Raw genomic sequence first — 13,446 nt, 5'->3', positions numbered from 1 at the left:
GGCGACCAGCTCCCTGACAGAAGAACCGGACGATGACGTGTCCGGTTGTTGCGGGAAGCATCAGGGGCTCGATGGATCGATGATGGCTGTTGCAAATCGATGTCGTGACAAATGCGCGAGAGTGAGTGCTCCGTCGTGCGGCATTCGCGCGTTATTTGCATGCGCCGCACGTACCTCCTCAACCTTTTGCAGAACTGACTTTGGACAACGTCGAGCTGGCGTGGCGGGCTCGTGCGCGGATATTTCATACAACTTGGAGTTGTGCTGATGCGTCAGTCGGATCGTCGAAATGTGTTGGCCCTTTCAGTGAGCCTGGCGCTGGCGGCAACGTTGGCCGGTTGTGGTGGCGGTGGTGGTGGTGGCGGCAACAGCAACGTGCGACCGACCATTGGTGTGTCCACGCCGACGCCAACGCCAACGCCAACGCCAACGCCAACGCCAACGCCAACGCCAACGCCAACGCCAACGCCAACGCCAACGCCAACACCAACACCAACACCAACACCAACACCAACGCCGGCGCCAACGCCAACGCCAACACCAACACCAACACCAACACCAACACCAACACCAACACCAACACCAACACCAACACCAACACCAACACCAACACCAACGCCCGCACCCGCACCCGCACCCGCACCCGTTCCGGCGGGTTACAACCCAAGCCAGCTGACTCCTGAGAATGTTCAGACAGCCTGGTCTGTCGGCGGCAGCTCGACCAGCAATCAAGGTCAAGGCGTCAAGGTGGGAATTATTGATTCGGGTGTTGAGCTCGGTAACCCAGCGCTGCTCAATCGCATAACGTGGTTCAAAGACTACGTGGAGCCGTCGAACACGACGCCTACAGATACCGTAGGCCACGGAACCTTGATGGCGCAGATCATAGGTGGCACCGCCAATCCAGATGGCCCCAATGGCATGTACAACTATGGTGGCGTTGCACCGCAATCATCGCTGTACATCGCGAGAATTGCCGAAACTGGCGACGGTTATCAATTCAACTTGGCAAGTCAGGCCGTTGCGGACCTTAATGCGCAGGGCGTCAAGCTGATCAATAACTCGTACAGCGTAGACCTGTCGATCACCGATCCGACCAATGGACAAAGCGTTGCCGCGACTCGCTATGCGCAGTTTTCGCAAGTAATGGGAAATGGTCAGCTGATGGTATGGGCTGCCGGCAATAACGGTAACACGGAGCCGAATGTTGAGCCGGGCGTGCCGTACTACTATCCCTCGCTTGAGCACAATTGGCTCGCGGTCGTGAATGTGGATGTCAATGCGAGCGGCCAGCCAACTCAGCTCGATCCAACGTCCAATCAATGCGGTGTTGCTGCCGGCTGGTGCCTCGCTGCAGCGGGCGCGACATATCTTTCACCGGTGCCGGGAACGGATTTTTCCACTGGTTACGCATATGGAACATCAAATGCGACGGCTGTCGTCACCGGTGTCGCTGCGCTCGTCTGGCAGCGATTCCCATTCTTTACTGCTTCGAATGTCCAGGAGACTTTGCTTGGAACGGCCACGTCCGGAGGCAATGCCGCTGTGTTCGGCTATGGAATGGTTAATGCAGCTGCTGCCGTCAATGGACCGGCGTCGCTGAACTGGGGTGTATTCGACGTTAATATTCCAGCAAATGAGTCGGGCACGTTCTCCAACTACATTGCCGGGGCAGGAAGCCTGCAGTTGGATGGTAGCGGATCGCTTACGCTGAGCGGCGGAGGACTCTTCGGTGGCATCGTACAGAATGGCGGAACGCTTACGCTGACAGGCAGTGACACTTTGGATAACGATGCCCAGATCAATGGGGGCACCTTCGTCATGGGAGGCTACTTGGCGGCAAGTCAGGTAACGATCGCTCAGGGCGCCACGATGGAGTTGATGGGGTCGATTTCTGGCGGCGTCATCAATAACGGTACGTTAGATGCCAGGCTCTCCACTCAGCCCAATCCCAACTTGCCAATTATTCAAAACAACTACACCGCTGCATCTTCGGCGACGACCATCATACAAGCAGGTGACGCGCTGGCAGTATTGGGGCAGGCGAACCTAAACAGTTCCAACCTGATCCTCTATATACCGCCTGGCTATCAAGCGTCAGCCAATGTGTTGGTGTTAAACGCAACAACCTTGTTGGGCATGTTCGGCACAGTGACTCTCAATGGTGGCGTGTACACGACGGGAACTTTGTCTTACAACAACAATGATGTGTTTGCCGCGCTCACACAATCATCGGTTTCTTCGGTTGCTGCCAGTTCGATGACGAACATTGCAACGACGCAACAGACGGCGCAGCACATTCAAACGGCGTTGGCGACTGTAAACCCTGCAACACCATCGAAATCTTCTGGTGGGTCGTCATTCGCCGCCGCTGCCGATGCCTTCTACAGTGTTTACTCCGTCCCTCAGGCGGAGGCGTCCATTAACAGCCTCTCTGGTCAGCTGCTCGCGTCCTCACAAGCGCTGACTTTTGAGCAGGCAGGCATTGTCAATCGCACGGTGGCAGATCGCCTGGTGGACTTAGGTGACGGCAATGCACGGCAGGGAGCCTGGTTCCAGGGCACTGGTGCCGATGGCGACATCGCACGCAGCGGCTACGCTACGGGCAGCTACAGTGGCGGTGGCTCCGTGGCCGGCTATGACGTGAGGCTTGCCGATGACTTCATGCTGGGTGTGGGGCTGGATTGGAATCATCTTGGCTCAAGCTACAGCCTGGAAGGCGGCAACAATACATCCCGCAGCACAGGTGCGATGTTGTATGCCAAATGGTTGGCCGGCAACGCGTACGTGTCGGGCCGCATCGGCGAAGATTGGATACACAGCGACACCAGTCGCTGGGGTGTGCTCGGTGTAATGCCGGCCGCCATCAGCAGTTCGCGCAATGACCAAATGACCTCGGCCTATTTGGAAGCCGGTTACGATGTGAAGTCCGACGCGTGGACCACTACGCCGTTCGCGTCGCTGGGCGATGAGCATCTAGATCGCGGTGCGATCAACGAACAGGGCGCGGGCGGTTTTGGCATCGCGGCATCGAGCGAAGATTTCAACCAAAGCTATGCACAACTCGGTACACGTCTGGCCTATCGCTGGAACTGGGGCGCAGGGCAACTCTCGCTGAAGGGATATGCTTTGTATCAGCGCATTCTGGGTGGTCGCGATCTGGGATTTACCGCGGCCTATGCAGGCGCCCCCAACGCAACGTTCGAGTTGGAAGGCGTAAACTCGCCGCGCAGCAGCGCTTGGGTCGGTGCCGGGTTGAATGCCGTGATCAACAATCACTGGTCAGGCTTCCTGAATCTGGACGGGCAATTCGCGAGTGGCGGTAACAAGGCCCGAACGCTGAGTGCTGGCGTGCGTTACCAGTTTTGATTCGCCGGCACGGCACGCTGCCGCGCTGATCGCAGGTTTGTGCGGTGGCGTCAGGGTGACGCCACCGCGTCATTCTTCCGACGCTTGCGTCACTCGGCGCAGCTCAGCGCGTAGTGAGATCGTTGTGCGCCATCTTGCTAAGAAGAATCGCTTAAGCCCCGGTGAGACATGGGCTTCTCCATCCGGCGCCTAGGCCTTCCGCCGAGCGCCTTCACGCTGGCGTGAAGGCATTTTGGCCTCCTCTTCAGGCACGGACCTGAACGAGCTGAACAAAAAGGTCTGAAAAAAGGCTGGCATTCGTCTTGCTTCGACTGTCATCGGGTTTAGCAGTCTAGATAGTTGATGGGTGCCTAGATCAGGGGTGTACGCGTTCACGCACCGCGAGCGGTTCGACTTTCGACGCCGCGGTGCGCGTTTTTTGAATCGAGCTCGCTGGCAACGCTTCAGCAATTTTTCTGCCCACGCAGCGTGAAGGCGCTTTGCGCGCAAGCACGTGGGAACTGCACATCCAAATATCAGGCCGAGTGCGTGCACCCGGCTGCGCGGTGAGTTTTGTCTCGATGTGTAACGGGCAGGGTTGTGGTGATGGGGCGTCAAAACGTATTGGCTTTTTCGATTTCATTGAGCTTGGCGCTTTCGTTGAGCGCATGCGGTGGAGGCGGTGGCGGCAATGGCAATGTGCAACCGTCCAGTGTTGCACCTGCGTCCGCGTCGCTGAACTCGACACAGGCTTCGACTTCGGCGGCAACGACCGCTCCAGCGCCATCGCCATCCTCTTCGCCTTCGCTTTCGTCGTCGCCGTCAGCGACGCCATCGCCTTCGCCTACTTCCACGATCACCGCGGCACAGGTCAATGCCGAGTTGCGTTTGCAGCTGGATCCGGAAAACGTGCCCGCGGCGTGGGCTTCCGGCGGTTCCTCGACGAGTGTGCAAGGCCAGGGCGTAAAGGTCGGCATCGTCGATACCGGCGCACAGGCCAGCAACCCTGCGTTGGGTGGGCGCATCGGCTGGTTCAAGGATTACGTGGACCCGGGCAATACCTCGCCTGCCGATCCCTCGGGGCATGGCACGGTGGTGGCGGAAATTCTCGGCGGTAGCGCCAACAGTGACGGTCCGATCGGCGATCCCTTCTACGGCGGCGTCGCACCGCAGTCGTCGCTATACGTCGCGCGTGTCGGCGATGCCAACGCGAGCTTCAATTTGAGCCTGGTGCCGCAGGCGTATACGGATCTGCTCAATCAGGGCGTACGGCTGTTCAACAATTCCTACAACGTGGAACAGCCGATCACGTCGCAAGGCACCGGCAGCGGTTCGCTGGTGGCACAGGAGCAAGCGTATTTTCAGCCGGCCGTGAATGCCGGCGGGTTGCTGGTGTGGGCAGCGGGCAACAGCGGCAACAGCCAGCCGGATGTGGAGCCCGGACTTCCTTATCTCGAACCCTCGCTGCAAAAAGGCTGGTTGGCGGTGGTCAATGTGACCATCAATGCCTCGGGCCAGGTGGTGAGCCTGGATCACGGCGCGGAACCGTCCAATGCGTGCGGCGTGGCGGCGTCATGGTGCCTGGCGGCGCCGGGCAATCTCACTTTTTCGCCGGTAACAGGCACGTCCTTTTCCTCGGGCGCGGGCGAGGGCACGTCATTCGCAGCGCCGATTGTCACGGGTGCTGCAGCATTGGTGTGGCAGCGGTTTCCTTATTTCACCGGCAACAATGTGCAGGAGACCTTGCTGGGAACGGCAACGTCATTGGGTGATCCATCGCTATACGGCTATGGCCTGGTCAATGCGGCGGCGGCGGTGAATGGTCCCGGTGCGCTGGATTGGGGTGTGTTCGACGTCAACATACCCGCCGGCGATTCTGGCGTGTTTTCCAACACGATGAGCGGAGCCGGCACGCTGCAGTTGGACGGCAATGGCAACCTTGTGCTTACCGGCAACGACCATTTCGCCGGCATCACCATCAACGGCGGGAATCTCGCCATCACCGGCACGGATACTTTCGACGGCAGCGTCAGCGTCAACGGCGGTTCGTTCACCACCAGCAATTCCTTGACCGTGCCGGCGATCAATGTCGCGCAAGGGGCGGCGCTGTACGCGACCGGCGTGATTGCCGGCAACATTGCCAACGCAGGTGTGCTCAACGGCACACCGCCGGCCTCTTCATCGGCAAGCTTGCAGGTGCAGGGCAACTACACGGCATCGTCCACTGCCAACACCGTGGTGCAGATGGGCTCGCCGATCAAGGTGTCCGGGCAGGCATCGCTCCACAGCTCCACCCTTACGGTGATCAGCAACGCGGCCAGCGAAGTGACTGGCGTGGTGTTGCAGGCAGTGGGTGGACTCATAGGCGAGTTCGGTGCGCTGGTCGTGCAAGGCAGCGTGTTCAGCAGCGGCTCGGCCAGCTACACGCCGACCCAGGTGAATGTCACGCTCAGCGGTCCATCGGTGGCCGGTGTCGCGCAGACGACGATGCCCCATGCCGCAACGACGCAACAGACGGCGCAGCACATCCAGACCGCGCTGAACCAAACCTACTCGCCCACGGCGGCCAGTGCATCGGGCAGCCCCACCTTCCTGCAGGCGGAAGGACAATTCCTGCACGTCACCTCGATCGAGCAGGCGCAGACTTCGATCGATTCGCTCTCCGGCCAGATGTTGGTTTCCTCGCAGGCGCTGACCTTCGAGCAGAGCGGCATCGTCAATCGTTCGGTGGCCGATCGCCTGGTTGATGTGGACGACGCTCCCGCTCAGCATGGCGCATGGCTGCAAGCCATCGGTGCCGGCGGCAACATTGGACAGGCGGGCTACGCCACCGGCAAATACAGCGGCGGCGGATCGGTGGGTGGATACGACGTTGCCATTGGCGACCACGTGTCCGCCGGCTTCGGCGTGAACTGGAATCGCCTCGGCGCCGATTACGATCTTCAGGCCGGCAGCGGCAGTTCGCGCGCCGTCGGCGGCATGCTGTACGGTCGCTATGACGTGGGCCAGGCGTATGTCGCTGCGAGCGCCGGCGAAGACTGGATCACCAGCAACACCAGCCGCTGGGCCGTGCTTGGCAACAGCAGCGAAGCGATTGCCAGCGTGCGCAAGGATCATCTCACTTCGCTCTATGGCGAAGCAGGCTACGTGATCCGCGGTCCGCAATGGAGCGTAACGCCATTCGCGTCGCTGGGCCTGGAAAGCCTGGATCGCGGCCGCATCGCGGAACAAGGGGCTGGCGGCTACGGCATCGCCTCGCCCTCGGCCACCTTCAATCAGACGGACGGCCAGATCGGTACGCGCGTGGCCTATCGCTGGAATTGGGAAGGAGGGCAAACCACCTTGCAGGCCTATGCGTTGTACCAACGCCTGATGAGCGGCAGCAATCTGAGTTTTCCCGCGGCATACGCGGGAGCGCCCACGGCCACGTTCCAACTGGAAGGTGTCAACTCGCCGCGCAACAGTGGCTGGGTAGGTGTCGGCGTCAACACGCAGGTCGGCAAGCGCTGGAGTTGGTTTGTGAATCTCAACGGCCAACTTACTGGGGGGCGCACCAATGCCGCCATGGTCAGCGCTGGGTTCCGTTTGCGTTTCTGAAACCCGTATGGTCATTGGCACGGAGCCGTTGCCTTTGCTCAATCAAGCAGCGGTGTTTGTACCGACGCCGCGGTCTTCGTCAATAGCATCGGTTGAGGCAATTCGTTCCGTCCGGCAGCGCAATAATCTTCTCGCGATCATCGCGCCGCGATGACGACTTCGTCACGTGATGAAAGGGTGTTTGTGCGCATCTGAAAGGCCTCTGTGAGGAGCTTCGCACAATTCAAATCGACCTCTGATGCTTCACATTCGCTGCACGATGCGGTGGCGACATTGCGCGTGCTTTGCATGCAAAGCACGTGTCCGGGGGACGCGTTGGAGAGGGCCGATACTTGGGGCTTTATATCCGCGACGCCTGCGAAGAAAGGCTCTTCGTCAGCGAGGGAGCGCGCTTCCATCTTTCAGAGATTAGGAGTACGCGATCTATGGCTTCGTTCAAGCATAAACGCCGCCCGTGGATGGGCGGCTTGATGGTTGCTGCCCTGGTTTTGCTGGGCACGACCGCTATCACGGCGCAAGCGGCCGATGCATCCGCGCCGCAACTGCGCACCGTGGCATCTTTGGACGCCAATGCGCGACCGGCGGACGTGCCCGCCGATTATGTCGTCACGCCGCAGGGATTTTTCCCCGCCGCCTGTGTGCATCACTTGTTGCCGGGAGAAAGTCTGCGTCACGACGGCAGCATTCAAGCGGCAGATGGCAGCCACCGCACCGTAGCTCCGTGCACGCAGCCGCGCTACACGAAAGACGGCACGCGGATCGATCCGAACGGCGCGGTCACCCGGCCCGCGTTTCAGTCGCTGCGTCGCCGCGCTGCCCAGGCCGTCAACGGCTGGGTTGACGATGCGAACTACGAGAGCAATGTCGCCATCGGCAATATCACTTCGTATTGGGTGGTGCCGTCGGCACCGAGCAATCCGGGCGACGCCATCAACTTCTTCTTCAATGGCTTGGAGCAGTCCGATACCGACAGCAATGCCACCATTCTCCAGCCCGTGCTGGACTGGGGCAATTTCGGCGAAGGCTGGCACATGACCAACTGGAACTGCTGCCTCAACGGCCAGGACTATTACAACGGTCCATTCAACGTGAGCACGGGCGACACCATCGAAGGCATCGTGGCTTCGACCTGTTCGCAGGATCCATGCGACAACAACAGCGCCACGGTGACGTCCATCGACCTGACCAACAATCAAAGCCTGGCTTACCAGACCGATGCCTACGATCCGCTGTACTGGGTGTTCGGCGGGGTGCTGGAGGCGTACAACATCAGCGATTGCTCGCAATTTCCAGCGAGTACATCGGTGGATTTCTATGACATATCGGTCACTGACATCAACGGAAACCTGATCGCTTCCCCGCCGTTTGCCGGCGAGGTCGATGCACCTTCGTCAGACGTGCAATGCAGCTATCAGACTGCCGCGTCGCCGACGGACGTAACGGTCTTTTATTGACGGAAGGAGGCCAGGGACGGCCTCTTCTTGCATGGCGGGACGAGAGCCGGAAGGCTGTCGTCCCGGATGTCATACGTGCTTGTCGTGATCGGCTGCCACGTGATCGTGTTCGCGATGCTCGACGATCACGTGCCGCTCGTGTAGCTCTTCGCTGGTATTGAGCGGCAATTCGCCTTGTTCGGCGGAAGGATCCGGTTCGGGCGATTGCGCGGCTTCGGCTTGCTTGGCGGCAGGGCGTGCGGATTCCTTCTCCGGATCGCCGCCCGTGATCTTCAGGATGGAGTGGCGCATTTCGCGCGCCAGGATGACACGCGCGTCGCGCACCATGCCTTCCAGTGCGCTGTCGTAGTCGAGCTTGCCGTTGTCGTCGGTCCACACCACGCGGCCTTCGCGCAGCTTCTGAATGAAGCCGCGGAACAGCGCCTTGTCAAAGAACTCCGGTGCGGAAGGTTCGCTGAGCAGGCTCAGGCGTTGCGCGGTAAGCGTGCAGATGTTTTCCAGCTCGGCCGCGGTAACCGTGTGCGGGCCGTTCTTTACCAGGGCGGCGATGGCGATGTAGTAGCGCTCGAAAGCCTGGATCAGGCCGCGCGCGATCACCCTCAGCTGGTAGGCCGCGTCGTCCTGGCCGGGGCCGCGTTCCAGTACGCGGCCTTCGCCGGTGGCTTCGAGCAGGCCGCGGCGCACGAAGAAGTCGATGGTGGCCTGCAATTGCTGGCCGAAGCCTTCGCTGTCCCACGGTAGGAACAGTTCACCCTGGATAAACGGATAGATGATGCGGCCCAGGCGCAGGATCGAGGCGCGCGTCATGCGGCGGTTGTTGAGGAAGCAACAGGCCACCCATGCCGCCGGCGCAATGATGTGCTGCACGTTGTTGCGGAAGTAGCTGAGCAGCACTGCCGGCTCGCCTTCCACCGTCAGCACGTCGCCGAGCGGGTGGCGCACGCGGGTGATCCAGCCCATCTGCTCGCCGTAGGCGACGATCGCCGCCGGCGCCAGCGGGGTGAGCGTCATGCGGTCGGAATAAGGCAACTGCTCGAACAACGACTTCATCAGGTCCAGCTGCGTCAGCAGATCGTTTTCCGCCATCGCATGCTTGGGCGTTGCCAGCAGGGCGAGGGCCAGCAGGTTGATCGGGTTGACGTCGGCAGCGCGGTTGATGTTGATCTGGATCTGCTCGGCCAGCTTGTCGACCACGTGATTCAACCACTCCGGTTTCACGTTCGAATCGGCCGTGATTTCGCGCCAGTCCTTGCTGGCCGCGTCGAGCATCGGGGTCAGTTCGATCGGTTCGCCGAAGTTGAGTGCGACGTGGCCATAACGCTGGCGCAGCACGCCCAGGCCGCGGATCAGGCCGAGCAGGGATTCCTTCTCTTTCGGCTTGCCGGAGAGTTCGCCGGCATAGCTCTTGCCCTCCATCAGCTTCTCGTAGCCGATGTACACGGGCTGGAACAGCACGGGGCGGCGCGGCGCGCGCAGAAACGCGCGCACGGTCATGGCCAGCAGGCCGGCACGCGGCGCCAGTAGGCGGCCGGTGCGCGAGCGCCCACCTTCGATGAAGTATTCGATCGGCACGCCGCGGTCGATCAGCTGCGCCATGTATTCGTTGAATATGACCGGATAGAGCGCGTTGCCCTTGAAACTGCGGCGCAGGAAGAAGGCACCGCCGCGACGCAGCAGCGGGCCGATCAGCGGCAGGTTGAGGTTTACACCTGCAGCGATGTGCGGCACCACCACGCCCGAGGCGTGCAGCTGGTAGGACATCAACAGGTAATCGGCGTGGCTGCGATGGCTGGGCACATATACCACTTCGTAACCCGGTGCCGCGGCGCGGACCTTGTCGAAGTGATGCATGGTGATGCCGTCGTACAGCTTGTTCCAGAAGTTGCGCAACAGGAACGACAGCGAGCGCACCACCGGATGCGAGTAGTCGGCGGCGATTTCCATCGCCATCTTGTGTGCGCGTTCAAAGGCCTTGGCGTTGCCGATGCCTTCTTTGGCCGCGGTGGCCGTGATCGCATTGCGTACCGGTTCGGCGTTGAGCACGGCGTGGACCACCGTACGTCGGTGCGAAAGATCGGGACCGATCACGGCGGCGCGGATGCGGCGGAAATGCGTACGTAGTACGCGCGCGATCTTGCGCGCAAAGCGCTCCTGCCGGAGTTCGCCGCTTTCGGCCATCACCGAACGCAGCGACACCGGTGCGGAGAAATGCACCACGGTATCGCGGCCGTTGAGCAACAGCGCGAGCATGCGGCGGAAGCGGCCGACCATTACCCAGTTTTCCGAGAACAGCACGCTGAACCAGCCGGTTTCGCGCGAAGGTGCGCGTCCGACGTAGATCGAGACGGGCACGATCTGGATGTCGTGATCGGGGAAAACGTCCAGCGAGCGGATCAGTTGCCCGATCGGTTCGTTCGGCGAACGTTTGCGGTTGCGTCCGAACACTTCGCCATCGCGACGGGCCAGCGCAAACACCGAACGCCTGCGGCGGGTATACGCCAGCGGTTGCATCGGACTGGGCAGGCCGGCCTCGCGACAGGCGCGGTCGAGAATGAGCGCGTCGGATAATCCGTCGCGCTCAATCACGTAGCAAACCGTGGCATCGCTTTTCAGCAGCGCGGCAGGTTCTGCCGGGTCGCGGCGAATGCGCACCCAGGGTTCGAGCAGGTGCCCGGCGAGATTGAACCACCAGGGGGCGCGGCTGCGGTAGGCGGTTTCCGCGGTCGTCATAGTCGGCATCTGCCTATTCTATCGTTAGCTGGTCGCGGCCTGTGATCGTGATGTGAAGACGGCGCGCGTCAGTAAGTCAGCCTTTGGGTTTGACCGCCACCGCACGGCTCGCGGACGAGCTGGCAGCCGGAGCTTGCGTGCTTGTCGCCGGGGTCGGAGCGCTTGTTCCTGATGCGGGTGCGGTCGGATGGGTCAGTTGTTCGTGCTGGGCGCGGGTGCTGTCGAGCAGGTCCTGGCTATACCAGCGGCCATCCACCTGCACCAGTTGCGTATCGGTGCTCAAGGGTTTGCCCAGCAGTGTGTAGTCGATTTTCACCGTGGCCCGATCGTGGTCGACGCTGACGATGCTCACCTTGGCGGAGTCCAGGGTATCGTCGATCGAGAGTCCATAAACACTCAGCAATTGCTTGAGGCCGCCGTAGGCCAGCGAGTACTGCTTCATGGCGTCGTCGAAATCCATGCTTTGCAGTTGGTCCGGGCTTTTCAGGTTGAGCTGGCGTGCGGTGGCCACGACGACGCCGACGGACTGTTTGGCTTTGTCCTGGTCGAACCATGGCGCTTGTTGCGCCCAAGGCAGCAGCACATTGAGCGCGTCGCGCGCCTGCTGCTTCTGGTTCTCGGTCAGCGTCTTGCTCTGCGCAATGCCGGTGGTGAGGATGGCCTGGCCCACGCCGATCATGATCGGCAATTGGTCGTGGTACTGCGTTTCCATTTGCGCCAGCTTGGGTTTGAGCTGGTCGTACAACGTGGTTTCCGCATTCGGGGCGGTGAGTTGCTGCACGGCCTGAGTGAAGCGGGCGCGGTCCTCGTCGGTAATCGGGCGCTGGTCGGGTCGGGGCAGCTTCCAATCTGCGCGCAGGTTGGCGTAATCGGGCGGGGGCAGGGCTTGCTTCCAGAAGCCGGCGAAATCGCCTGCCTTGAGCAGGGTTACCGATTGCTGCACGGCGGCCTCAGGCGTGGCGCCTCCAGGCGCCTCGGTGGTTTGTTCCTTGTTGTGGCAGGCGACCAGCACGAGCATCGCCAGAACCAGCAGGCTGCGGCCAAGTGTCTGAAAACGCATGGAATCTCTCAGGGGTGAGGGCAGTGGCGACCCGGCTGGGCCTGCGGCGGAAAGGGCGCCGCGGTGCATCTTAGAGCCTGTTGCATGTCTCCACGCATACACGCGGTTTGCGTCCGACGAGGACCGTACAGAAACGTCGAGTCGGTTCCAAAAGAAAACCCCACGGGCGTTGGGCCTCGCGGGGTCATGCCGGCATCGCCGGAAGGGAAATGGCCGTTGCCCGCAGTGAATTTGGAGGTCAGCAGGATTCGGCGGAGCCCATGATACGGGTCCGCCAAACTTCATGCAATACTTTAGGTGTTGCGTTGTAAGTGATTGATTTAAAATTCAATCAATGCGCAAGGAATCGATCTTTTGCTGGCGACGCTGGCCGCGCGGCGCGCTCCAGTCGTTGTTGAACAGCGCCGGCTCCCACGAACCATACGTGGGATTGGGCAATACGAACCAGCGGTGGCCGATCCAGTTCGTATAGGGGGCCATGGCTTGCGCGCGGCCGGCCTCAGTATTGCTCATCACGCTGACGAAGTCGCCGAGTTGATCGCCAAATTGCATCAGTACCCGGTAGTGTTGGCTGACGAGCTGGCGGCGGCAGTTTTTTTCGGTGCCGACCTGATCGCAGCCGCGCAGCACGGTGCCCAGGCCCAAAAAGGCTTCCGGCCCCGATACGGGCAGCCCGACCTTGCGCAGATTGTCGAGCGTGGCCTGGTCCAGGTCTTGAGCGCGATTGGATATGTAGATCACTGCAACGCCGTGCTTGGCCGCAAACTGCGTGAACTCCACGGCGCCCGGCAAGGCGCGTGCACGTTCTTCCTTGCACCACTTGGCCCAATCGGCTTCGTTGTATTCACCGCCGTTGCGTACCAGGCGCGCCTGGTAGGGCGAGTTGTCCAGCACGGTCTCGTCGATATCCAGAATCACGGCCGGCTTGAGGCCCTTGTAAGGCGCAATGCGATCGTCCGAAGGCAGCGCATCCCATTGCTTGTCCTTCAGCGCCGCCAGCAACTGCGATTGCGCGTTGCGATAGGTTTCCAGGTAGATCAGGTCATGCTCGAGCGCGTTCTGCGTCCAGGCCACGGCATTGAGGTTGTCGTCCGCCGGGACGGCGGGCGATGCGGGCGCAGCAACCGGCGCAGGCGTGGCTGCGGCGGGTGCGCGCGGTACCTGGCTGGCGCAGCTGCACAAAAGAAACGTGGTGCCCAGAACGAAAGGCAGGGACTTGGACATGAAACACCCTGTAGAGCGACGAAAGTCCGCGGA

General features: G+C 61.2%; 8 protein-coding genes. 4 read left to right on the top strand and 4 right to left on the bottom strand.

What is annotated here, in order from left to right; genetic code table 11:
- The first annotated feature begins 338 nt into the window (after window positions 1-338).
- A complete protein-coding gene (locus ISS99_RS07215; RefSeq protein WP_204630921.1) occupies window positions 339-683 on the top strand; it encodes a hypothetical protein in 345 nt (114 codons plus the stop codon).
- Complete coding sequence (locus tag ISS99_RS07210; protein ID WP_239537795.1) at window positions 673-3,369, top strand: S8 family serine peptidase; 2,697 nt, start codon at window positions 673-675, stop codon at window positions 3,367-3,369. The genes ISS99_RS07215 and ISS99_RS07210 overlap by 11 nt, the downstream gene beginning before the upstream one ends.
- 593 nt (window positions 3,370-3,962) lie before the next feature.
- Here the strand turns inward: ISS99_RS07210 and ISS99_RS07205 are convergent.
- On the bottom strand, window positions 3,963-4,223 hold the full coding sequence (locus ISS99_RS07205; protein ID WP_204630919.1) for a hypothetical protein: 261 nt from the start codon (window positions 4,221-4,223) through the stop codon (window positions 3,963-3,965).
- A gap of 7 nt (window positions 4,224-4,230) precedes the next feature.
- On the opposite strand from ISS99_RS07205, the gene ISS99_RS07200 reads away from it, so the two are divergent.
- Together ISS99_RS07200 and ISS99_RS07195 are read left to right on the top strand one after the other, a co-directional pair.
- Window positions 4,231-6,945 carry a S8 family serine peptidase gene (locus tag ISS99_RS07200; protein ID WP_204630918.1) on the top strand — a complete coding sequence of 905 codons (2,715 nt, stop codon included), beginning with the start codon at window positions 4,231-4,233 and terminating at the stop codon, window positions 6,943-6,945.
- 425 nt (window positions 6,946-7,370) lie between these two features.
- On the top strand, window positions 7,371-8,399 hold the full coding sequence (locus tag ISS99_RS07195; protein ID WP_204630917.1) for a hypothetical protein: 1,029 nt from the start codon (window positions 7,371-7,373) through the stop codon (window positions 8,397-8,399).
- A gap of 69 nt (window positions 8,400-8,468) precedes the next feature.
- Here the strand turns inward: ISS99_RS07195 and plsB are convergent, their stop codons facing one another.
- The 3 genes from plsB to ISS99_RS07180 form a co-directional block, all read right to left on the bottom strand.
- Window positions 8,469-11,138: a glycerol-3-phosphate 1-O-acyltransferase PlsB gene (plsB, locus tag ISS99_RS07190; protein ID WP_204630916.1), complete on the bottom strand. Its 2,670-nt coding sequence runs from the start codon at window positions 11,136-11,138 to the stop codon at window positions 8,469-8,471.
- A gap of 67 nt (window positions 11,139-11,205) precedes the next feature.
- Window positions 11,206-12,189: a hypothetical protein gene (locus ISS99_RS07185; RefSeq protein ID WP_204630915.1), complete on the bottom strand. Its 984-nt coding sequence runs from the start codon at window positions 12,187-12,189 to the stop codon at window positions 11,206-11,208.
- Window positions 12,190-12,516: 327 nt separating this feature from the next.
- A complete protein-coding gene (locus ISS99_RS07180; protein WP_204630914.1) occupies window positions 12,517-13,413 on the bottom strand; it encodes a 5'-nucleotidase, lipoprotein e(P4) family in 897 nt (298 codons plus the stop codon).
- Between the last annotated feature and the right edge of the window lie 33 nt (window positions 13,414-13,446).

This window comes from Dyella mobilis (genome assembly GCF_016904945.1).
In the GTDB taxonomy this organism is placed as follows: domain Bacteria; phylum Pseudomonadota; class Gammaproteobacteria; order Xanthomonadales; family Rhodanobacteraceae; genus Dyella_B; species Dyella_B mobilis.
This window is presented reverse-complemented; position numbering and strand designations above follow the sequence as displayed.

Coding starts and splice junctions, on each gene's coding strand:
- plsB (WP_204630916.1), bottom strand. CDS start 11,138: ATGCCGACTATGACGACCGCGGAAACCGCCTACCGCAGCCGCGCCCCC.
- ISS99_RS07180 (WP_204630914.1), bottom strand. CDS start 13,413: ATGTCCAAGTCCCTGCCTTTCGTTCTGGGCACCACGTTTCTTTTGTGC.
- ISS99_RS07185 (WP_204630915.1), bottom strand. CDS start 12,189: ATGCGTTTTCAGACACTTGGCCGCAGCCTGCTGGTTCTGGCGATGCTC.
- ISS99_RS07195 (WP_204630917.1), top strand. CDS start 7,371: ATGGCTTCGTTCAAGCATAAACGCCGCCCGTGGATGGGCGGCTTGATG.